The sequence below is a fragment of the Paenirhodobacter sp. genome, from assembly GCF_047600745.1.
In the GTDB taxonomy this organism is placed as follows: domain Bacteria; phylum Pseudomonadota; class Alphaproteobacteria; order Rhodobacterales; family Rhodobacteraceae; genus Rhodobacter.
Map to the genome: position 1 here is coordinate 189,494 of NZ_JASGKI010000004.1, position 21,888 is coordinate 211,381.

A 21,888-nucleotide genomic window follows, 5' to 3' on the forward strand; every position below is an offset into this window, starting at 1 on the left:
ATCGCGAAGGCTCAGCCGCGGCGCGATCGGACCCATGCGGCGACCCAGAGCACGGCGAAGCCGAAGGAGAAGAGCGCGTTCAGATTGGCCATGGTGATGCCGAACATCTCCCACGCGATTTCGTCGCAGCGGATCAGCGGTGCGTTCTGGATCTGCGCCAGCAGATCGGCGGCCGACATCGACCCCGGCGGATTCGATGTGCAGGTATCCGGCCCGGCGAAGATCTTCCGCTCGACCCCCGAGTGATAGACTCCCAGACCCGCTGTCACCAGCGCCGCCACCGCCCCCAGAAGCGCCGTCGCCATCGGCAGCCGGAATACCAGGATCAGCACCCCCAGCACCGCCGCCGCCAGATGCGGCCAGCGTTGCTGGATACACAGATCACAAGGCGCATAGCCGATCGCCTGAAACATCAGCGCGCCGAGCAGAATAGCCGCCGAACCGGCCGCGGCAAGCGCGACCAGGCCGCGTGGCGTTGTCAGATCTCTGATGTCCATCGCTTACCCTTTCAGGAAATACCAGGCCAGACCAGCCACCAGAAGGACCGCCAGCGCCACCCAGCCCGCACGCTTTTCGATGAACGCCGCGATCCGCGCGCCATAGCGCGACAGCAGCCACGCCAGCCCATAGAACCGCGCCCCGCGCGCCACGATCGCCGACAGGATGAACAATATCGGATCGAAGCTGATCACACCGGCGAGAATCGTCACCACCTTCATCGGCGGCACATGTGCGAGCCCCGATGTCACCAGCATGACCAGAATGGCGAGGTCGCCCGTCGTGCCCTGAAGCCGCTCGAAACTGTCCATCTTGCCCATGGCTTCCAGCATCGGACGCCCGATCAGGTCGAAGGCGTAATGCCCCAGAAGCCAGCCGAAAATCCCGCCCAGCACCGAGAAAACCGAGGCGATCAGCGCATAGCGCCAGACCTTTTCCGGCCGCGACAGGCACATCGGCAGGAACAGCACATCGGCCGGAATGGGGAAGAACGAGCTTTCGACGAAGCTGACGGCGCCAAGGGCGGCCTCTGCCCGGGGATGGCCCGCGAGGCTGAACGTCCAGTAATATAGCTTGCGGAACACCTTGACCCTCTTGTTTTCCGATGCTTCCCCCGGCCAGCGGCGCGCGTCAAGCGCAACGGAGCTTTTGCCTGAGGATAAGACAGGATAATCTCGGGAACGTGAAACCGGGAGGGACTGCGATGAAATGGCAGGGACGGCGCGGCAGCGGCAATATCGAGGATCGGCGCGGGCAGGGCGGCGGCGTGATGCGCGTCGGCGGTGCCGGGGGGCTCGGCCTCCTCGCGGTGGTGCTGGTCGGCTACTTCTTCGGCGTGGACCTGACGCCGCTGCTGACCGGGATGGAGGGCGGACAGACCGTGCAGACCCAGGGCGAACTGACCGAACGGGACCGGCAGATGGGCGATTTCGTCTCGGTGACGCTGGCCGATACGGAGGAGGTCTGGACGAAGATCTTCCGGCAGGATCTGAACCGCGCCTATACTCCGGCGACGCTGGTGCTGTTCAGCCAGGCGACGCAATCGCCCTGCGGCACGGCGTCGGGCGCCACCGGGCCGTTCTATTGCCCGGTGGACAAGAAGGTCTATCTGGACACCGATTTCTTCGCCACGCTGTCGCGGCAGCTGGGGGCACATGGCGATTTCGCCGCGGCCTATGTTGTGGCCCATGAAATCGGCCACCATGTGCAGGACGAACTGGGCATCCTGTCCAAGGTCAACGAAATCCGGGCGCGCAGTTCCACAGCCGAGAGCAACGAATTGTCGGTGCGCATCGAGCTTCAGGCGGATTGCTTCTCCGGCGTCTGGGCGCGGCATGCGGCCGAACAGTTCGGCTCCATCGAGCCGGGCGACATTGCCGAGGCGATCAACGCCGCGTCGAAGATCGGTGACGACACGTTGCAGCGCAATGCCGGCCGGCGACCGATGCCCGACAGCTTCACGCATGGCACATCGGAGCAACGGCAGCGCTGGTTCACGGCGGGTTTCCGCAACGGCGATCTTTCGGACTGCGACACGTTTTCCGCCCGCAACCTCTGAGCGCTGGCGACGGTTGCGGGGGCAGGAGGGGCGCCGAGCGGCGATGTTCCTTCGGCTGCGGGATCGTCTTGCGCCGGGGCGACGTGCCCTGGCAGAGGCCATGACGTGCTGCGTCGGGGGGGCGCCCTCCAGCGGTGCGGAAGGGGATACTTCCGTTTCCTCAGCGGCTGGTTCCGTTCGGAAAGCCGACGTGATCCGGCAAGAGCATCTTCAATTCGTCGCCGGTTAGGCTGAGGAGTAGATTCCGTGGCCGTTGCCGAAAGCGAGACAGGCTGTGCCATCGAGATCTGTCACATTGTCGAGCAGCCTGTCGATCGTGACGGTCCCGCCGGTGGAAGCCCCCAACCCGTTGATGTTGCGGGTTATCATCAGTGTTTCCTCAGCCGGAAAATCGGCGATGAATGTCGGCCCCGGATGCAGAGCGGAACTCGAACCTGTCCGCGCCTCGGCCGCCGACAAGATAATCGTCACCCGCGCCACCGATGAGGGCATCATTCCCCGCGCCGCCATAGAGCATGTCGCTTCCGCGACCGCCGTGCAGGCTGTCGTTGCCATCTTCGCCGAAGAGGACATCATCGTCCCGGCGCAAATCGCCGTTCCGGCGAAGAAGTCGTTGCCCGCGCCCAGATAGGCGACGTCATCACCGTCGCCGGTGCGGACTTCGTTATCGCCATATCCGCCCCGAACGCGGTCATCGCCGTCGCAGCCCAGGATCGAATCGTTGCCGTCGCCGCCGTCCAGCCAATCCGTGCGCAATCCACCGTCGAGCGTATCATCTCCCGCACCGCCCAATAGCGTATCGGCGCCCGCATCGCCGCGCAGGAAATCGTGGCCGGTTCCGCCGTGCAGCAGATCGCCGCCGTCGCGACGGCAGAGCGAATCGTTGCCGTCGCCGCCATAAAGCCGACTGGATCCGAACGAATATTCCAGCGTGTCGTTCCCCGTGCCGCCATGAAGTTCGTCCGACGACAGCCGTTTTCCCGCGATCCAGGCGGCGCTGCTCAATCTGCCGTGCCCCCGTGCCTCTCCTCGCTCCCGGCCCGACGCCGCCGGACCAACCACCCTCCTCAGATCCAATCTGATGTCTGCAAGGTCTTACGGAATGGTGAAGAAATGCCGCGCCGCAGTGCGGCCGGGAGGTCAGATGCTGCAAATGCGAAATAAATCCCGGGTGCAAATTAACCTCGGGTTAAGCGCCGGGATGGGTAAGTGCCCCTTACATGGGTGGACATGTGTGAAAGAGGGTAACTATGGCAACAATTCCAGGCGGTACTTTCAGCGACTTCCTTTTCGGAACGTCGGCAGCCGATTACATCGACGCGGGTGACGGGAACGACACCGTTTCCGGCGGGTCGGGAGACGACCTTATCAAGGGGGGGCTCGGCGACGATCTCCTCAACGGCGGTTCCGGGGATGACTCGCTCCATGGCGGCGAGGGGAATGACCAGCTTCTTGGCGGTTCGGGGGACGACCTGCTGGATGGCGGCGAGGGGAACGATACCCTCTCGGGCGGCGCGGGCAATGACGTGCTGCATGGCGGCGCGGGCGACGATCTGCTGGTCGGTGGCGCCGGGGACGACACCATCGACGGCGGCGAAGGCGATGACGTCCTTTCGGGTGATGCGGGCAATGACGTCATTTCCGGCGGGGACGGCGATGATCAGATCGACGGTGGCGAAGGCGACGACTTCCTGGTCGGCGGCGCGGGCGACGACCTGATCACGGGCGGCGCGGGCAATGACACCATCGACGGTGGCCTGGGCGATGACGTGCTTTATGGCGGCGAGGGGGACGACCTGTTCGTCTTCTCCGGCGGTGGCGATGTCGTGATGGACTTCTCCGAAGGGGACATCCTTCAGATTTCGTCGTCGCTTGACGGCGTGTCGCTCGGAACCGCCGACGATGTGGCGGAATATGCGGTCGACCTCGGCGATGCAGGCACATTGATCGACTTCGGGCAGGGCGACAGCGTTCTGCTGCACGGCGTTTCCTATGACGACGTGACGGCCGATCCGTCGAAATTCATCTCGGTCGTCTGATGAACTGACCGGGCGCACATCCCGGTGCGCCCGGTTGCTTTCGTCTCCCCGTTACGAGGCACAGAATGAATATCCCCGTCACCCCCCCGCTCGACGTTCCGGAACATCCCGCGTCCCTGCGCGCAAAGCCGCTGGACGATGCGACGCTGGTCGGTTTGGCGCCCCATGTCTGCGCGGCCTATTTCGACCGATCCGCTCCGAGCGGCGCGCGTCAGCGGCTGGTGGCCAAGCAGGATGGATCCCCCATCCCGAAACCTTTCATCACCGGCACGTTCGATCTGCGCGGCGGTGGCGTCCGGCATGTGCTGCTGATGGCGCGCGGGATCGACGAAGTGTTCGCGCGCCCCCTGGCGCTTTACCTGAACGACACTCTGGCGGCGGAACTTGATCCCGGCTGGCTGCAACTGCCCATTGCCGATCTGGCGGCGCTGGTTGAGGGGCTGACCGAGGCGGGACGCGCGAAGCTGTTGCGGATGCTGCTGACGACGGGGGCTTCGCTGTTCCTCGCGGCGGCGGGCCCGGCGCTGATCGCGTCGTTCCGCACGATGATGGAGATCTGTGACCTGGCGCCAGTAGAGCCGGTTTCCGCCACGGGGTTCGGCGGACAGACGGTTCTGAGCTACCGCGCCCCCGGTCATCAGGGTCTTGCGGCGCAGGTGGATGTGGTCGTGCTGGCGCGGGAAAGGCCGGCCTTGCTGCGCAAGGTCGCGCTCGTGCAGGATGGTCAGAATCTGCACATCCATCTGCCCCCGGCGGCGCAGGATTGCGAGGTCGTCCTGTTCGGGGATCACCCGTTGCGGTTGGCGCCGCCCCCGGCGCAGATGCGTCGGCTGCCCGCGCCGGTCTGGCTCGAAGGCCGCACGACGGCGGTTCGGGACTGGCTGGTGGAGCAGGTTCTGGCCGCGGCGCGCAAGGATCCCGGTGCGGCGAATGCCCTGCGCGAATTGCGCCCGGATGCGGTTGAACCGCAACTGACCGTTCGGCATCTGTCGGCGACCCGTTCGGGGATGCTCTATGCCGTCGATCTTTCGGATCCGCAGGGGCTTGTGCGCGCGATCCTCCTGGAACGGGATGGTCGGCGGGTGGAACTGTCGGCATGTTGCGGCGTCGATGGCGCGGGGCTGATCGCCGGGGTGGGCGAAGTCGCGGGCCGCGCGGATGGCACGGAGCCCTATCGGATTCTGCTTCTGCATCATTCGGGGCGTCTGCGGGAGGTGGCGCGGGGCGTGTTACAAACCTTCGACGGGACGCTGGCGGCGGAGTTTTCCGATTTCTGGAAGGAAACCGCCGACATGCGCACGCTTGAAAAGGCTCTGGCGGGGGCCTGCCTCGGCGCGATCCGCGAGCCTCTGCGTCATGTTTCGCGCCGTTTCGGGACGCCGCCGAATGCCTCGGTGCTGCGGGTGGTGACGGATCTTGGCGATTCCATCGACCTGCTGCGCGCCCGGGCCGCGATGATCTTCGCGGAACGCGGGGCGCAGCGCGTCGAAGTGGTCTGCACCCTGTCCGAAGGGCCGCTTGCCTCGGCATCGCGGCGCGCGGTCGAGGAGGTCGTCGCGGTCTATGGCATTCCCCATTCCGTGATCACCCTGTCGGCCACCGCATCGCCCGCCGAACGGATCCTCGCCGGTCTTTCGGAGGGGGCGGGGCCGGCACTGGTTCTGGCGGAGGGCGCCCTTCCCACAGGTCCGGGGTGGCTTTCGGCATGGCAGCGTCGCCTTGCATCGGCGAAGGAGGACGTTATCGGTTCCGTGCTGCTCGCGGCGGATGGCTCCGTTGCCGCTGCGGAAAACCGGCCCGAAGACGGCTGGCGCGGCCTGCCCGTGTCCCGCTTGCCCGAAACGCTGCGGGGTATCCGGCGCCCCATTCCCGATTGTTTTGCGCTGACCGAGGCGGGGATCCAGCGTCTTCTTGCGCGTGCGGCGGCGCATCCGGATCCGGCTGTCCTGATCGCGCAACTGATCCCGGAAACCGGCCTTCAGATCGCGACGAAACACGGTTTCATGCGTTATACGCCCGCGCCCGCGTGCGACCCCTTTGCGCTTGCGCTTCAGCAGGCGGCCCTGGTCCTGACCGAGGAGACCGCGGCATGATCCGCATCCTTCAGATCGCGCATGACCACCCCGATTTCACCCCCGGCGGGACGGAGATCCTCGCGCATGACCTCGCGCGGGCGCTCGACGCGCGGGCGGATGCGCAATGCAGCTTTCTCGCCGCATCGACGGCGCTCAGCCGCGCCGAAGACGTTCCGGGAAGCCTGGGGTTGCAGGGCGCGGATTATGTTCTGCGCACCGGGCGGTATGATCGGTTTACGATGACCCGGCTCGATGGCAGCGAATGGATCGCCAGCCTTTCGCGGGTCATCGCGGCCGAGCGTCCCCAGGTCGTGCATCTTCATGGCCTCGACCGGATCGGGGCGGAGGTTCTGCCGGTGCTGCGTCGGCTGGCGCCGCAGGCGAAAATCATCCTGACGCTGCATGATTTCCAGATGCCCTGCCCGAATGATGGGCTGATGCTGACGGTGGGCGGTGGCCAGCGCTGTGCCAATCCCGGGCCGGACCGCTGCCACGGTTGCTTTCCGGCGCAGGCCGGGGGGCGTCATGCGTTGCGGCGGGCCCATCTTCTGGCGCTTCTGAGGCTGGTGGATGTGTTTCTGGCGCCGAGCAGCTTCCTGCGCGACCGCTTCATCGACTGGGGGATCGAGGCCGGGCGGATTCGCCTTATGCCCAACGCGGTCCTGCCCGTCGCCGCCCTGCCGGCGGCCCCGCGTCCGGCGCCGAACCGCTTTGCCTTCTTCGGAAATATCGTGCCGCACAAAGGGGTTCTGACCCTTCTCGATGCCGCGCGGCGGCTGGCGGGAGAGGATCTGCGGATTGATCTGCACGGTGGCCTGATCCATCCCGAACCCGCCTTCGCTCAGGCCTTTGATACGGCCCTGGCGGCGGCCGGGGCCATCGTTCAGCACCACGGTCCCTATAGCCGTGACGATCTGCCGGAGCTGATGCGGCGGGCCGACTGGATGGTGATGCCCTCCGTCTGGTGGGAAAACGCACCGCTCGTCCTGCTTGAGGCGCGGGCTGCGGGCCTGCCGGTGATCTGTTCGGGAATCGGCGGGATGGCGGAGATGGTCGCCGATGGACAGACCGGCCTGCATGTGCCGCCGGGCGATGCCGCGACGCTGGCCGAGGTGATGCGGGAGGCGGCGCGCGATGTGCCTCTGCACCGCCGTTTCGCGCAGGCGCAACGCAAGGCGCATTCTCCCGACGCGTATAAGGACTTCGTAAATCTTCATCTGGAAATCTACCGCAGCCAGACACGGAGAACCGCAGCATGACACCGGCAGATGGGGCCCCTTTCGGGATGGAGCTTTCGGCGCAGGATCCGATCCGCGCCGATCTGACCGTGATTTTGCCCGGTGGCCGCGCGCTCGTCGCCCTGAGCGGGCTTCCCGGGCCGATGCCGGCGCGGGGGGAGTTGCGCCAGGGTGCGCGCCTGTCTCAATGTATTGCGGGATGCTGGCCCGGCCGGAATGGCCGCGCGGGGCTCGCGCTGTTCGATGCGCCGCTGACGGATGTGGCGGAGATCCGGGATCAGAGCGGCCGCCGCTTCGGAACGATCGTGCCGTCGCATCGGGTCGATGTCTCCCCGGCTCCCCTGGCCGAATTCGTCCGGGCGGAAGGGGTCGATAGCCGCGACGTCTTCGATTTCCTCCTGCGGGTTCTGGTCTCCGACGATCGTTCCGAGGAGCGCCGTGCCGAGCGCGAATTTGCCGCTGGTTTCCTGACCCGTGCGGCCGAACCGGACGGTTTCGTGGAAATCCTCGCGCGGCCCGAAACGGGGGGGCTGTTCGCGCAGGGCTGGTCGATGAGCATGCCGACCGGGCGCCTTCGGCTGGCCCGGCTCGATGGCGATCTTTCGTTGAGCGAGGTCGATGTCGGCACCTTCGCGCGCGAAGACATCCTGCCGCCCGGTCATGGGTTCTGTTTCTATGGCCGCGGCTGGGACGATGCCAATCTGGATTGCGTGTTTTTCGAGCATGACGGGCGCCTGAGGCGGCTTGATGTGGTGCCAAGTTCGGTGTTGCGTCTCTCCGGAGAGGCCGCGACGCGTCACGTCGCCGACATGCTCCCCCGGATCGAGGCGCGCACCGATGTGATGGGCGCATTCCGGCGGATCTGCCGTCCGCGGTATCAGGGAGAGGATACGCTTTCCGGGACGCCGTTGCCGATCGCTGCGGCGCTGGACGCGATCTTTCAGGCCCCCGATGGCGGGATTCTCGCCACCGGCTGGTTGCTGGATCCGTTGCAACGGGTCGAGCGCGTGATCGTCAAGAGCACCGGCGGGCTCTATGCGCCCTTGCAGGACCATTGGAATCCGTCGCCGCGCCCCGACCTTAACAGCGGCTTCGCGCAGGATCCACGCTTTGCCCGTCTGCTCGATCCGAGCGACACGCTGCACGGCTTCCTCGCCTATGCTCCGGGCAAGGTCGAGCAGGTGGTTGACCACGAGGTTTATCTGGAACTGGTGCTGGACGACAACAGTTGCCTGTTCCGCCCGGTCAAGGTGACCCGGCTCGAATCCCGGGACCGCCTGCCTCAGATCCTGTCCGCGGTGTCACCCGCCGATCCGGCGATCGAACAGATCGTCCAGGGGACGTTGGCTCCCTTCCTGTCCGGTATTCCTACGCGGAACCGGCCGTTGCGATCCGCGGTCAGTCGGCCGCTCGCCCTGTCCGACAAGGTTGGGGAGATCCCGGCGATCATGCCATTCCGCACTGTTGCCCATCTGCACCCGGTCCTGGCGCTTCTGGCCGGGTCGCCGGAGGCGGAACAAATCGACCTCGTTCTGACCACGACGCGCGGTGCCGCTGTCGGATTGGCGGAAAAGCTGGTGGAGATGTTCCAGTTCTACGGCATCAACGGGCGGCTTCTGCTGACCCCGGATCATTTCGTCTTCGCCCAACAGGTCGAGGCTGGTCTGGCCTGCACGTCCGGGGAGCGTGTTCTGGTCTGGTCACCCTCGGCCCTGCCGTTGACGCCGGGCTGGATGGCCCGGCTGATCACGGAAATGGAGCGTCTGGATGGCCCCGGGCTCCTTTCGCCGACGCTGATCTATGAGGACGGGTCGGTCTATTATGGCGGCGCGGGGGCGACGAACGGCACGCCATCCCCCTTGCTTGGCTATCCGGCGGACTGGCTGGTGCGATCCGATTGTGCGCCGATGCCCGCCGGAGCTGCCGAAATCGCCCTGATCGACCGCATCGCGCTTGAGAGGGCGGGCGGGTTTCAGGGCCGCCTATATAGCGACCGTTTCACCCACCGCGATCTGGCGCATCGGCTGCATCGTGCCGGGTACGGCACATGGTGTTCGGGGCGGGCCGACTTCTGGATGCTGCAAGAAGAGCCGAAGACGCGCGATCCTCATGCGCAACTGATGGAAAAGGTCGATGCGGTGCTGATCGCCGCTGCGGAGGATCCTGCGCGATGAAAGCCCTCGTTCTCAGCCATGCCCACCCGGCTTTTTCGATCGGTGGCGCACAGGTCGCATCCTACAATCTTTTCCAGGGGTTGAAGAGCCAGAGGGGCTGGGACGCCCATTATATGGCGGGGATCGGCCCGCCGGTGGCCCGCCACGCCGCGACGCCGCTGATGTCGCTGGGGCAGGCGCCGGACGAAACGTTGTTCTGGACCAATGACTATGACTGGTTCCATCTCGGGATGAATGATCTCAAATCAATCATGACCCATTTCGAGCGGTTTCTGGCCGATCTCCGCCCCGATGTGGTGAATTTTCATCATGTCATGGGTTTCGGGATTCAGGCGATCCGCGCAACGCGCCGTGCCCTCGGCGATGTGCCGGTGGTCTATACCCTGCATGAATATCTGCCGATCTGTGCGCATCATGGCCAGATGATCAAGGCACGGAACGGCGCCCTCTGTTCCAAGGCGTCGCCGTCCGATTGCGGCATGTGCTTCCCTGACATCGGCCCGGCAAACATGTTGCGCCGTGAACTGTTCATCAAGTCATTCTTCTCCGAGGTGGATGCCTTCGTTTCGCCGTCGAAGTTCCTGCTGAAGCGGTTCGGTGACTGGGGCCTTCCGCGCGACAAGCTGGTGATGATCGAAAACGGTCTGGACGGCGGACCGGTGGCACCGATCCGCAAGCTGCCGCCGGGAGGACGCCGCAACCGTTTTGCCTATTTCGGACAACTCAACCCCTTCAAAGGGATCAAGGTTTTGGTCGAGGCAGTCACCCGGATTCCAGAAAAGGTATGGGGCGACGGCATCCTTTATATCTTCGGTGGCAACCTCGAACACCAGCCCGAGGAGTTTCAGGCGCAGGTCAAGGAGTTGTTCCGGGCGTCCGGTCGGCGGTTGCGGTTCATGGGCTCCTACAAGAGCCCGGATCTTCCGCATCTGATGCGAGAGGTCGACTGGACGATCGTGCCATCGACCTGGTGGGAAAACGCGCCCGTGGTGATCCAGGAGGCGTTTCATCACCGCCGCCCGATCATTGCCTCCGACATCGGCGGCATGGCGGAGAAGGTGCGCGACGGCATCGACGGGCTGCATTTCCGCGTCTCGAATCCGGAGAGCCTGGCCGAGGCGATGACCCGCGCAATGGATCCTGTGGTCTGGGATCGGCTTCACGCGGGAATCCGCCCGCCGACGAGTTGCGATTCCGCGGCGCGACAGCATGCCGATTTGTTCGAGCGGCTGATCGCGCGCAAAAACGCGCGCGCCTCGATGGAGCTGGTCCGTCATGACTAGGAAGAAAACGGCCGCGTCACCGGCCTATCGTGCGGCGATGAGGGATCTCGCACTGGGGGCGGCGGCCGCGGCGGTCATCGGGATTTTCGTCAATATCCTGTATCTGGCGATGCCAATCTATCACGCGCAGATCTATGATCGGGTGATCAGCAGTGGAAACTATGACACGCTGATCGCGCTGAGCCTGATCGTGGTCATCCTGCTCACGTTTCAGGCGATGCTGGATTTTCTCCGCTCCCGCCTGTTCATGATCCTCGCTGGGCGGATTGAATCGCGGCTCGGCCGGTCGGTATTCGAGGCGGCGGTGGAAAGTGCCTTGAATCACGGCCCGTCTTCGGCGGCAACGGCTCTGCGGGATCTGGGCAGCCTGCGCGGTTTCGTGGCTGGTGGGTCCATTGCCCTGCCGCTCGACCTCGCCTTCACGCCGATCCTGATCGTGGTCCTGACGATGCTCCATCCGTTTTATGGAATGGTTGGGCTGGCGGGAGCGGTTCTACTCAGCGTCGCGGCCGTTGCGACGGAATTTCTGGCCCGCCGCCCGGTCGCCGACGCGACGCGGGCGAGCAGCGCGGTTCAGGCGGAAAGCAGTGCGGCCATCCGCAATGCCGAGGTGATTGCGGCGATGGGTATGTTGCCTGCCGTTGCCAGACGTTGGCGCATCAGCCATGCCCGTTCACTGGAACGGATCGAAAGTGGTCGGTCGGCGGCGAAGGCGCTCGTGGCGCTTGCGCGGGGCCTTCGCCTCGGGTTGCAGATCGCCGTGATCTGCACCGGCGCGGTGGTGGTGATCGGTCAGGAGGCGAGTGCCGGTACCATCATGGCAGCGATGGTTATCACCTCCCGCATGCTTTCTCCGTTTGAACATCTGATCGACGGCTGGCGGCAGTGGATGACGGCCTTCTCGACGCTCCGAAGATTGCGCGAAGTGCTGGAATCCGGTGGGAGCGCCCGATCCGCCAACCCGGTCGAGATCAACCGCGCCGAACTTGTCGTGGACCGATTGAGCTATGTGCCCGCGGGCCAGGATGTCCCGCTGCTGCGTAACATCACTTTCCGCATCGGGCCTGGGGAAATGGTTGGCGTGATCGGGCCTTCCGGAGCCGGAAAATCGACCTTGGCGCGGCTGGTCGTTGGTCTTTGGGCACCGACCACGGGCGGAATTTTTCTGGATGGTCAAAGCACTTATCGCCATGAACGCGCGAGCTTTGGCGAGGCGGTGGGGTATTTGCCGCAGGAGCCGCTTCTGCTTGACGGATCGGTTCGGGAAAACATCTGCCGCTTCCGTGAAACACCGATGGCGGCGGTGGTGGCTGCGGCGCGGCAGGCCGGTGTGCATGAGTTGATCGGGCGTCTGCCGAAAGGTTACGAGACGCTGCTGGCGGATGCCGGTGCCAGGTTGTCGGGCGGGCAACGGCAGCGGATCGCGCTGGCCCGTGCGATTTTCGGGGTGCCCAAGCTGCTGGTGCTGGACGAGCCGAATTCAAGCCTGGATGCGGAAGGCGAGGCAGCGCTTGTCGAGGCCATTGAGGCTGCGCGGAAGAACGGAGCGGCCGTTCTGGTGATCGCGCAACGGATGTCGATCCTCAACAAGGCCGATCGCCTTCTGGTCCTCAAGGATGGGGTGGTGGCGAATTATGGGCCGAAGTCGGAGATTCTTGCGACGATGGGACCACAGGGCGCGCGTCGGCCGCGCGGGGTCAGGGAGGCGGCGGCACAATGAGCGCGGCGAACCTCTGGGATGATGATGTGCCGCAAAGCTACCGATCGGTTTTCGTCGCGGCCTTGGCCCTGATCTGCGCTCTGGCTGTGACCTTCGGCGGATGGGCCATGTATGCGCGGCTGGATGGGGCGGTGGTGACGCAGGGTGTTGTCCTCGCGGAAAGCAAGAGGAAGACGGTCGAAAATCTCGAAGGCGGGATCCTGGCGGAGCTTCTCGTCCGCCCCGGCGACAGGGTTGTTGCCGGGCAGCCCGTGGCGCAACTCGACACAACTCAGGATCAGGAGCGGCTGGCGCAGATGGAAGTGCAGCGCAAGACGCTGGTCTTTGACATTTGGCGCCTCGCGGCGGAGGTTGCCGGGGCGGCGGCGCTCGATCCCGCGACGGCACCGGAGCGCGATGCCGGTCAGATCGAGGCGCAACTCCGGCTGTTCGATGCGCGGCTGCGGTTGCAGGAGGGGCAGATCGCCTCGCTGAACCGTCAAACGGAACTTCTGGCGGCGCAAGCGGCGGCGAACGAGGCGCAATCCCTGGCTGCCGAGCGTCAGATCGCAAGCTGGCAGAAAGACCGTGAAAGCAGTCAGACGCTTGTCGCCCGTGGCGCGACACCGGAACAGAAGCTGCGCGAACTCGACCGTAATATTGCCATTCTGGAGGGGGAGCGCGACGAATACCACAGTCTTGCAACCGCCGCCGAACGGGACAAGCAACGCGTGGCAGCGGATATCGCGACGCTGGAGCATCAGCGCATTGCGGAATCCAGTCAGAAGCTCGCCGATGCGCAGCGGGCCTTGCCGGGATTGCTGTCGCAGATGCGCGCGGCCGAGGATATTCTCAATCGCAGGACGCTGCGCGCTCCGCAGGATGGTCTGGTCGTCGATATTCCCGTCGTCACGCCGGGCGCGGTGATCGGATCCGGCGCCGTGGTGATGGAGATCGTCCCGGATGCCGACGATAAGGTCATCCAGACCCGGCTTCCCCCGGAAGCGATCGACAGCGTTTACGTCGGCCGTCCCGCGCGGGTGCGATTGACCGCCTATCGCCGGGCGGTGGCCCCGACCATACCCGGCGAAGTGACCTATGTTTCCGCCGATCTGTTGCAGGATCCGCGTGACGGAACGACCTATTTCGAGGCGCGGGTCACGCTGGATCCGGGAGAGCTTGGGCGGCATCCCGATGTCCAGCTAAGCTCCGGCATGCCGGTCGAAGTCGCCGTCCAGACCGGCGAGCGGCGGGCGGGGGATTACCTGTTGGAGCCGATCTTGCGGCACTTGCGCAAAGCGATGCGCGATGAATGAGGGGCGGATTTCGCCGGAATGGAAAGGGAGCAACATGACCGAACAAACCTACACGCTCAGCCATGCTGACATTCAGGCACTCGACAAGCTGGGCTTGCGCATTCCCGGCCTGAGGGACACCCGTCGCCTTGCCCGGGGATCGCAACTCGAAGGGCCGGTATCGGTGATTTCCTCCGTGCCGCAGGGGGCGTTCGTGGATATCGGCGCCTTCTGCAATCTCAGCGGCGGCACGATCAACAACGCACGGTTCGGGCGCTATTGCTCGGTGGCCAGCGGCGTGGTCATCGGCCCGCACGAACATCCGACCGACTGGCTGACGACCTCTCGCACGGCCTATTTCCCGCAGGTCAACGGCTGGGATGACCTGGTGGCCCGCGACCGGAAGGACGAAATCCGGCAGGGGCGGCGTCCCTTTGCCGGCAGTTGCCCGATCACCGAGATCGGCCATGACGTCTGGATCGGACAGGGGGCCTTCGTCAAATCCGGAGTGTCGATCGGAACCGGGTCGATCATCGGCGCCCGCGCGACGGTGCTGCGCGATGTTCCGCCTTACTCGATCGTCGTCGGCACGCCGGGCAAGGTTCTGCGCCTGCGTTTCCCGGAGAAAATCGTGGAGCGCCTGCTGGCCGCCGCATGGTGGCGCTATTCGATCTATGACCTGTTCAGCGCGCCTTTCGACGACATCGAAAAAGCGCTGGATGTGATCGAAGAGGCAATCGGCTCCGGCCGCCTCTCGGCTTATGAGGGCCCGATCGTTACCGCGGAAGATCTGGCGGATCCGAAGGGGCTGGCATCCCGTCTGGCTGACCGGTTCCTTCCGCCTTTGGCGCAGGCCAGCTAAGGGGCAGACGGATCAGATCGCGCTCCGGTCCGGTTTTGCCCTCCGGATCGAGCGCGATCTTCACCAGATACAGCCAGAAGTGATCGTCCACGGTTCCGAAATTCGGATCCGGGCTGTCCGGGTCGATCAGCGAGGGATAGGCATAAGCGAAATCACTGCCGCACTCCCGGTTCCACAGCAGCGGAAGCGCCTTCAGCAATTCCGGCCGCTGCCAGTGGATCAGATCGGTTGAAGTGGTCGTCCAGATTCCCGGGATGCGCTTTCCGTCCGGAGCACGCAGGGTCGCCGGGGTGACGGCCAGGAACTCATCCGTTCCGGCACGCCGCACGACCGATGAAAGCGTGCTTCCAAGGCCGGGCAGAGGTTTGCAGACGTGCTTCTCCGGGTCGCTGACATCCGACCGGTAGGGATCGGCGAAGGCAACGGTGAAATCCTCACCGTCCCAGGCACGCCAGTCCTTGGGGCCGCCGGTTTCCGGGCGGCGGATCAGGCAGGCTCCGCGCCGCTGCGGCGGCGCATTTTCGGCGAAGATGAAGGCATAAAGATAACCGTCTTTGGCGATGATGTTGCTGGGGTTGAAATATCCCGTCCTGTGGTCCTGATCCGGCTGATAGGGACGGGGCGGGGAGGCTACGAGGTCACCCGGCCCCGCAGTGCGGTGGAAATTGCGCCCATCCTCAGACTGCAATTCGACGATCACATTCCACCAGCAGGCGGCGTAGGTGCCTTCGGTGCAATGCCCCGCGCGGCGATGGCCGTGGAATTCGACATGGGCCAGCGCGATCAGCCGACCGTCGCGGCCCAGATAGGGCGCCGCAACCCAGCTCCGGTCGTCATAGGCCCCCGGTGTATCGGCATGGGCGCCCGCGTGAATGACGGGGCAGGCCCGCGTCAGGGTGTCGAGGTCAGGTCCGGAAGCCAGGCGTGTCGCTTCGGAAGCCGCCATGAAATTCACCCGGCCCGCCCGGTCGCGCCACGCCCGGGCGGGGCTGTCGGGAATGTCCCAGGTATCGCAGCGCTGACTGCTCCAGTCGAAGACGGTTTCGGTGCGGCCGACGATGCGTGGAGGGTCCGCCCAGGCTGTGGGGGCAAGCAGGAGGAAGGCGAGGATGAGGCGCATCGGAACCCTGTCGGCTGTTGAGAGAATCTTAAATATCCTTCGGTTACCAAACAGGAAATATCAGTCATCCGGGGGAAAAAATGACCGATCAGGCACCGATTGCCGTTCCCGAGGCAGAGGTGGGCCAGGGTGAGGGGCCGCGGCTTTATGGCGTGATCGACGTGATCAAGGCGGAGCGGATCGCGGGTTGGGTCATCGACCGGACCGATCCCGCCGCCTGCGCGGAGGTCGATCTGCTGCGGGAGGGGCGCGTGGTGGCGACGCAGACCGCGAACCGGCCCCGCCGGGATCTGGCGCGCAACGGTGTGGGCACCGGGCTCTATGGGTTCTCGATCCCGCTCGATCCGCCGCTGGAACCCGGGATGGAATTCACCTTGTCGATCGTGGCGCGCAGCCGGGACGGGGTGGAATGTCCGGTGGGGCCGACGGCGCGGCTGGCCGGATCGCGGGTGCAGCCGGAGCAGAAGATCCTGGAGAGGGTTTTCACCGAGGTCACGGCGCTGCGCGACGACCTGGCTCAGAATCGTAAGCACGTCGAGGAGGCTCTGGAAAAGCAGGTGGAGCGGATCGAGATGGTGCAGATGCGGATCGAGGCGATGCTGGCCACTGTCGAGCCGCCGGAGCCGAAATCGCAGCGCGGGCTGTGGGGGCTGGCGGGCGCGGGGGCGGTGATCGCGGTCATCTCGCTCGCGGTCGGGATCTGGTCGCTGCTCGCCGGGTGAGGGCGGCAGGTATCGGCCGGAAACCGGCCGATACCGTTGTTGTCAGGCGGCGTTCTTGTCGTCGTGCGAATGCATCAGATGCAGTTCGTGACCGCCAAGAACCTTGTGCAGCCGGTCGGTGTCGAGCGCGCCTTCCCAGCGGCTGACGACGACGCAGGCCACCGCATTGCCGATGAAGTTGGTCAGCGAGCGGCATTCCGACATGAAGCGGTCCACGCCCAGGATCAGCGCCATCCCGGCCACCGGCACCGAGGGCACGACCGAAAGCGTCGCGGCCAGGGTAATGAAGCCCGCGCCCGTCACGCCCGCCGCGCCCTTCGACGACAGCATCGCCACGGCGAGGAGCAGAAGCTGTTGCCCGATGGTCAGGTCGGTATTGGTCGCCTGCGCGATGAACAGGGCGGCGAGCGTCATGTAGATATTCGTACCGTCGAGGTTGAACGAATAGCCCGTCGGCACCACCAGCCCCACGACCGAACGCTTGCAGCCGGCATGCTCCATCTTCTCCATCAGCGCGGGCAGCGCCGATTCCGAAGACGAGGTGCCCAGCACCAGCAGCAGTTCCGCCTTCAGGTAGCGGATCAGCTTCAGCACCGAGAAACCGTTCAGCGCGCAGACCGCGCCGAGGATCACCAGCACGAAGATCGCAGCGGTCAGGTAGAAGGTGAAGACCAGCGTCGCCAGATTGACGATCGAGCCGATGCCATATTTGCCGATGGTGAAGGCAAAGGCCCCGAAGGCGCCGATCGGGGCGACCTTCATCAGCAGCGAGACGAATTTGAACAGGATATGGGTCGCGGCTTCGCAGAAGGTCACCACCGGGCGCGCGGGTTCGCCCACCAGGATCACCGAAATGCCGAACAGGATCGCGACGAACAGCACCTGAAGGATGTCGCCGTCGTTGAAGGCCGAGGTCAGCGTCGTCGGGATGATGTTCATCAGGAACCCGGTCAGCGTGCTCTCATGCGCCTTCGCGGCATAGGCGGCCACGGCCTTGGTGTCGAGCGTGGCGGGGTCGATGTTCATTCCCGCGCCCGGCTGCACCACATTCGCCACGACCAGCCCGACGACCAGCGCGAGCGTGGAGAAGAACAGGAAGTAGCCGAAGGATTTCGCCACGACGGAACCCACGCCCTTCAGCGTCCCCATCCCGGCGAGGCCGGTCACGATGGTCAAAAAGATCACCGGCGCGATGATCATCTTCACCAGCTTGATGAAGGCATCGCCGAGCGGCTTCATCTGCACGCCGAGGTCGGGCCAGAAATGGCCCAGTACGGCGCCCACGACGATTGCGAGCAGAACCTGGAAATACAGGTTGCGGTAAAAGGGTTTGTGGGTGGGCGCGGTCTGCGTTACCCGAAGGTCGTGAAGCTGCATGGCTCTCCTCCGTTGCAATGCGGCGCAGAATAGGCATTGCCGGAGCGCTGTCGAAAGATTGTTACGCGCGGCCTAAGTATTTGTTCTGAAAAGTTTCGGATGGTAAATCCGGCTTGAATGTGTTTCATTTTCCGCACATTCTGGCGGCGGGCGTGTGGAATGGCGCACATCTGGGGGGCATGGGATGGGGCGCGGAAAGGCCGCGATGGTCTGGTTTCTGGCGGCGCTTCTGGGCGCGGCGCTGGTGTTCGAGACCTGGCAGATCGCGCTTTCGCGTGGCGAGACGCGGCTGACCGAAGACGCCGGGGCGACGGCGCGGGCCCGGGCGCTAACGTTGTCGTCCGAACTGGCGAAGCAGCGCGCGGTGGCGGTGATCCTGGCCGGGGACCGTGACGTGACCGAGGCGCTGGCGACGCGCGATCCGGGCCGGGCGGAGGCGATTTCGCGCAAGTTCGAGGATCTGCGGGTGCAGACCGGCGGCACGGTGATCTATGCGCTCAACACGGCGGGGTTGGCGATCGCGGCGTCGAACTGGCACGATCCGGACAGTTTCGTCGGCGTCAGCTATGCGTTCCGCGGCTATTTCACCGGGGCGATGGCGCAGGGGCGGGCCTGGGAATATGCGCTCGGCAGTGTCAGCCACCGGCCCGGGCTGTACCTTTCGGAGCGGGTCGAGAGCGCGGGCCATCCGGTCGGCGTGATCGTGGTAAAGGTCGAATTTGACGCGATCGAGGCAAGCTGGCGCGGCGGCGGGATCGAGACGGTGGCGGTGGATCCGAAGGGCGTGGTGATGCTGACCTCGCGTCCGGCGGGCCGGTTCACGTCCCTCGCGGCTCCGGGGGCGGATCGGATCGTGATCGAGCGTCCGGTCGAGGGCACCGACTGGCGGCTGGAGATGGTGGTTCCGCTTGACACGGTGCGGCGCGAGGCGGCGGCGCAGGCGCTGATCGCGGGGCTGCTGCTGCTGCCGCTGGGCGGGGGCGGGCTGTGGCTGCGGGCGCGGCAGCGGCGGCGGATCGCCCGGGCCGAGGTGGAGGCGCGCTACCGGCAGGATCTGGAAAACGCGGTCGCCACCCGGACTCAGGCGCTGTCGGAGGAAATCCGCGAGCGCAAGGAGGCCGAGCGCAACCTGGCCGCGATGCAGGCGCGGCTGGTGCAGGCGAACAAGCTGGCCGCGATGGGGCAGATCACGGCGGGCGTGGCGCATGAGGTGAACCAGCCGCTGGCGACGATCCGGCTTTTGGCGGAGAATGCGCAGGCGATGCTGCACGAGCAGCCGGAGGTGGGGAGCAATCTGGGCCTGATCGTGCAGATGTCGGATCGGATCGCGCGGATCACCTCGGAACTGCGCGGCTTTGCCCGTAAGGCGCGGGGCGACCGCGAGCCGGTGTCGCTGGCGGAGGCGTGGGAGGCATCGCTGCTGCTGTCGGCCTCGCGGCGCGAAAGCGACCGCACCCCGGTGATCGCGCCGCGGATCGACCCCGGGCTGAAGGTGATCGGCGAGAAGGTGCGGCTGGAACAGGTCATGGTGAACCTGATCCAGAACGCGCATGAGGCGCTCTCCGGCGTCGAGCGACCGGAGATCCGTGTCAGCCTGACTCGCGGCACGCGGGCGGATGGCACCGCGATCGTCACCCTCACCATCGCCGACAACGGCCCCGGCCTGCCCGAAGAGGTGGCGCGCAACCTCTTCACCCCCTTCCTGACGACGAAACGCGAGGGCACCGGGCTGGGCTTGGTGATTTCGCAAGGAATCATGCGCGATTTTGGCGGGCGGCTCTGGGCCGATCCGCCGGTGCCGGGGCAGGGCGCGCGCTTTCACATGGAGATGGTCGCGGCATGAGCGAAACGGATCTGGTTCGGCTGGTCGAGGACGATCCGGCGCTGCGGCTGGCGCAGGTGCAGGGGCTGCGGCTGCGCGGCTTTGAGGTGGAGGCGTTCGAGGCGGCACAGCCCGCGCTGGCGGGGCTCGGGCCGGAGTGGCCGGGGGTGGTGCTGTCCGATGTGCGGATGCCCGGGATGGACGGGCTCGACTTTGCGCAGGCGGTGCGGGCGATGGATCCTGACCTGCCGGTGATCCTGCTCACCGGGCATGGCGATGTGGAAATGGCGGTGCAGGCGCTGAAGGGCGGGGCCTATGATTTCCTGACGAAACCCGTGGCGGGTGATCTGCTGGAGGCGACGCTGCGCCGCGCGTTGGCGACCCGGCGGCTGGTCCTGGAAAACCGGGCGCTACGCTCCGCCCGTCCCGAGGAGGACGATGGCCTGCCCGGGCAAAGTCCGGCGATGGTGCGGCTGCGCGAGGCGGCTGTGCGGGTGGCGGAGGCCTGTCTGGATACGCTGGTGATCGGTGCTTCGGGGGCGGGCAAGGAGCGGCTGGCGCGCTATCTGCATCACCTCAGCCCCCGGCGCGCGCGCCCGTTCGTGCATGTGAACTGCGCGGCCATCGCGCCCGAGCGGTTCGACGCCGAGATGCTGGGCCTTGCGCCTGCGCGGGGGGCGCGCAGCATCGGGCGTTTTGAACGCGCCCATCGCGGGATGCTGTTTCTGGATGAGATCGACGCCCTGCCGATCGACCTTCAGGCCCGTCTGCTGAACGTCATCGAAAAGCGCGAGATCTGGCCGGTGGAGGCCGAGGCCGCGCGGCCCGTGGATCTGTGGGTGGTGGCCTCGACCCGCGCCGATCTGCCCGCGCTGGTGGCCGAGGGGCGGTTCCGTGCCGATCTGCGCTATCGGCTGGGCGGCGTGGTGTTGCAGATGCCCGCGCTCAAGGACCGGCGCGAGGATGTGGCGCTGTTGTTTCGCCGCATGGTGATCGAGGCCGCGAACCGGATCGGGCGGCCCGTCCCGCCGCTGACCCCCGCGCTGAAGGCCCATCTGGAAAGCCACGACTGGCCCGGCAACCTGCGCGAGCTGGAGCAGTTCGCCGAACGCCATGTGCTGGAACTCTCGCCCGAAAGCGCGGCGCAGGGCGGTGACCGGCCCTTGGGCGAACTGGTTGCCGATTACGAAGCCGCGCTGATCCGCGATGCGCTGCGGCAGGCGCGGGGCAATGCCACCGCGGCGATGGAGCGGCTGAAACTGCCGCGCAAGACCTTCTATGACAAGCTCGCCCGCCACGGCATCCAGCCGAAGGACTTCCGCTAGGCCGGGTGGCGGAAGATCGCGGCAATCTGGCGGCCGATGTCCTGCGGCGTCAGCCGCCCTTCGCGATACCAGCCGGAGATGTTGTTCAGCAGCGTCAGCAGCAGCAGCCGGTAGATCCCCCGGTCCAGTCCGGGATCCAGCGGCAGATCGTCGATCAGTTCCTGATAGATCCGCTCGATGGTGTCGCGCCGCGCGATCAGGCTGTCGCGCACCTCGGGCGGCACCGCGCGCAGGTCGTTCATCAGCGGCATGGTCAGCGAATGCGGGTCGAGCTGGATTTCCAGCATGGTGACGCAGGCGACGGTCAGCTTTTCCCACGGGTCCGCCGCCGCGCCGATCGCCGCGCGCAGCCGCTCTTCGCCGCGTTGCAGGGCGGTGTCGTGGATCCGCACGAACAGCGCCTCCTTCGAGCGGATGTAGTGATAAAGAGACCCGCCCAGCAGGCCGACCTTCTCGCCGATGTCGCGCACCGATGTGGCGGCGTAGCCCCGCTCGGCGAAGAGCACCGCCGCCGCCTCAAGGATCTCGCGGTGCCGGTCGCTCATTTCGTCGCGGAACAGGTCGGGCGACAGCTTGCCCTCCAGGGCCGGCCGGTACTGCGGCACAGTCTTGGTCCGGGCCATGCGTCTCTCCTTTGCGTTTTCCCCGTGATCTAGCCCGGCTTTGGTTTTCTGGAAATAGCCCGGAGCGGATTTTGCCGCGCGGGAGGTGCTTGAAAACTGTAACAACTGTTTGATACAGTTTCGGTAACGGATGGGGGAGACATGGGCAAGATCGAAAAGGCCGACTGGATCATCGAGG

General features: G+C 65.7%; 18 protein-coding genes and 1 pseudogene. 12 read left to right on the plus strand and 7 right to left on the minus strand.

Features of this window, described 5'->3' with window-relative positions:
* Positions 1 to 11: 11 nt before the first annotated feature.
* Both QM789_RS09545 and QM789_RS09550 read right to left on the minus strand, forming a co-directional pair.
* Complete coding sequence (locus tag QM789_RS09545; protein ID WP_420351687.1) at positions 12 to 497, minus strand: disulfide bond formation protein B; 486 nt, start codon at positions 495 to 497, stop codon at positions 12 to 14.
* A gap of 3 nt (positions 498 to 500) precedes the next feature.
* Positions 501 to 1,082 carry a YqaA family protein gene (locus tag QM789_RS09550; protein ID WP_420351688.1) on the minus strand — a complete coding sequence of 194 codons (582 nt, stop codon included), beginning with the start codon at positions 1,080 to 1,082 and terminating at the stop codon, positions 501 to 503.
* 119 nt (positions 1,083 to 1,201) lie between these two features.
* Here QM789_RS09550 and QM789_RS09555 point away from each other — a divergent pair, with 119 nt between their 5' ends.
* Entirely contained in the window at positions 1,202 to 2,056 is an 855-nt protein-coding gene (locus QM789_RS09555) for a neutral zinc metallopeptidase (protein ID WP_420351689.1), read from the plus strand.
* A gap of 379 nt (positions 2,057 to 2,435) precedes the next feature.
* On the opposite strand, the gene QM789_RS09560 is transcribed toward QM789_RS09555, so the two are convergent.
* Both QM789_RS09560 and QM789_RS09565 read right to left on the minus strand, forming a co-directional pair.
* Positions 2,436 to 2,645: a hypothetical protein gene (locus QM789_RS09560; RefSeq protein ID WP_420353280.1), complete on the minus strand. Its 210-nt coding sequence runs from the start codon at positions 2,643 to 2,645 to the stop codon at positions 2,436 to 2,438.
* 29 nt (positions 2,646 to 2,674) lie between these two features.
* Positions 2,675 to 3,118, minus strand: a pseudogene (locus tag QM789_RS09565) (calcium-binding protein); the annotation flags it as partial.
* A gap of 188 nt (positions 3,119 to 3,306) precedes the next feature.
* Here QM789_RS09565 and QM789_RS09570 point away from each other — a divergent pair.
* From QM789_RS09570 to QM789_RS09605, 8 genes are all read left to right on the plus strand, one after another.
* On the plus strand, positions 3,307 to 4,095 hold the full coding sequence (locus QM789_RS09570; protein WP_420351690.1) for a calcium-binding protein: 789 nt from the start codon (positions 3,307 to 3,309) through the stop codon (positions 4,093 to 4,095).
* A gap of 65 nt (positions 4,096 to 4,160) precedes the next feature.
* On the plus strand, positions 4,161 to 6,188 hold the full coding sequence (locus QM789_RS09575; protein WP_420351691.1) for a hypothetical protein: 2,028 nt from the start codon (positions 4,161 to 4,163) through the stop codon (positions 6,186 to 6,188).
* A complete protein-coding gene (locus QM789_RS09580; protein ID WP_420351692.1) occupies positions 6,185 to 7,429 on the plus strand; it encodes a glycosyltransferase in 1,245 nt (414 codons plus the stop codon). The genes QM789_RS09575 and QM789_RS09580 overlap by 4 nt, the downstream gene beginning before the upstream one ends.
* On the plus strand, positions 7,426 to 9,582 hold the full coding sequence (locus QM789_RS09585) for a hypothetical protein (protein ID WP_420351693.1): 2,157 nt from the start codon (positions 7,426 to 7,428) through the stop codon (positions 9,580 to 9,582). The genes QM789_RS09580 and QM789_RS09585 overlap by 4 nt, the downstream gene beginning before the upstream one ends.
* Positions 9,579 to 10,865 carry a glycosyltransferase family 4 protein gene (locus QM789_RS09590; protein WP_420351694.1) on the plus strand — a complete coding sequence of 429 codons (1,287 nt, stop codon included), beginning with the start codon at positions 9,579 to 9,581 and terminating at the stop codon, positions 10,863 to 10,865. Before QM789_RS09585 ends, QM789_RS09590 begins: the two co-directional genes overlap by 4 nt.
* Positions 10,858 to 12,585: a type I secretion system permease/ATPase gene (locus QM789_RS09595; protein ID WP_420351695.1), complete on the plus strand. Its 1,728-nt coding sequence runs from the start codon at positions 10,858 to 10,860 to the stop codon at positions 12,583 to 12,585. Before QM789_RS09590 ends, QM789_RS09595 begins: the two co-directional genes overlap by 8 nt.
* Positions 12,582 to 13,880, plus strand: a complete 1,299-nt coding sequence (locus tag QM789_RS09600; protein ID WP_420351696.1) for an HlyD family type I secretion periplasmic adaptor subunit — start codon at positions 12,582 to 12,584, stop codon at positions 13,878 to 13,880. Before QM789_RS09595 ends, QM789_RS09600 begins: the two co-directional genes overlap by 4 nt.
* A 34-nt stretch (positions 13,881 to 13,914) precedes the next feature.
* The gene (locus QM789_RS09605; RefSeq protein WP_420351697.1) at positions 13,915 to 14,721 is read left to right on the plus strand and encodes a CatB-related O-acetyltransferase; all 807 of its coding nucleotides are present in this window, start codon (positions 13,915 to 13,917) and stop codon (positions 14,719 to 14,721) included.
* Here the strand turns inward: QM789_RS09605 and QM789_RS09610 are convergent.
* Complete coding sequence (locus tag QM789_RS09610; protein WP_420351698.1) at positions 14,636 to 15,841, minus strand: hypothetical protein; 1,206 nt, start codon at positions 15,839 to 15,841, stop codon at positions 14,636 to 14,638. The two genes, QM789_RS09605 and QM789_RS09610, sit on opposite strands and share 86 nt — an antisense overlap.
* An 80-nt stretch (positions 15,842 to 15,921) precedes the next feature.
* Here QM789_RS09610 and QM789_RS09615 point away from each other — a divergent pair, with 80 nt between their 5' ends.
* The gene (locus tag QM789_RS09615) at positions 15,922 to 16,563 is read left to right on the plus strand and encodes a hypothetical protein (RefSeq protein ID WP_420351699.1); all 642 of its coding nucleotides are present in this window, start codon (positions 15,922 to 15,924) and stop codon (positions 16,561 to 16,563) included.
* Between the two features lie 42 nt (positions 16,564 to 16,605).
* Here QM789_RS09615 and QM789_RS09620 read toward each other — a convergent pair whose 3' ends face one another.
* On the minus strand, positions 16,606 to 17,940 hold the full coding sequence (locus tag QM789_RS09620; protein WP_420351700.1) for a dicarboxylate/amino acid:cation symporter: 1,335 nt from the start codon (positions 17,938 to 17,940) through the stop codon (positions 16,606 to 16,608).
* Between the two features lie 184 nt (positions 17,941 to 18,124).
* On the opposite strand from QM789_RS09620, the gene QM789_RS09625 reads away from it, so the two are divergent.
* Together QM789_RS09625 and QM789_RS09630 are read left to right on the plus strand one after the other, a co-directional pair.
* Positions 18,125 to 19,783 carry a sensor histidine kinase gene (locus QM789_RS09625; protein ID WP_420351701.1) on the plus strand — a complete coding sequence of 553 codons (1,659 nt, stop codon included), beginning with the start codon at positions 18,125 to 18,127 and terminating at the stop codon, positions 19,781 to 19,783.
* Entirely contained in the window at positions 19,780 to 21,087 is a 1,308-nt protein-coding gene (locus tag QM789_RS09630) for a sigma-54-dependent transcriptional regulator (protein WP_420351702.1), read from the plus strand. Before QM789_RS09625 ends, QM789_RS09630 begins: the two co-directional genes overlap by 4 nt.
* On the opposite strand, the gene QM789_RS09635 is transcribed toward QM789_RS09630, so the two are convergent.
* Entirely contained in the window at positions 21,084 to 21,710 is a 627-nt protein-coding gene (locus tag QM789_RS09635; RefSeq protein ID WP_420351703.1) for a TetR/AcrR family transcriptional regulator, read from the minus strand. The two genes, QM789_RS09630 and QM789_RS09635, sit on opposite strands and share 4 nt — an antisense overlap.
* Between the last annotated feature and the right edge of the window lie 178 nt (positions 21,711 to 21,888).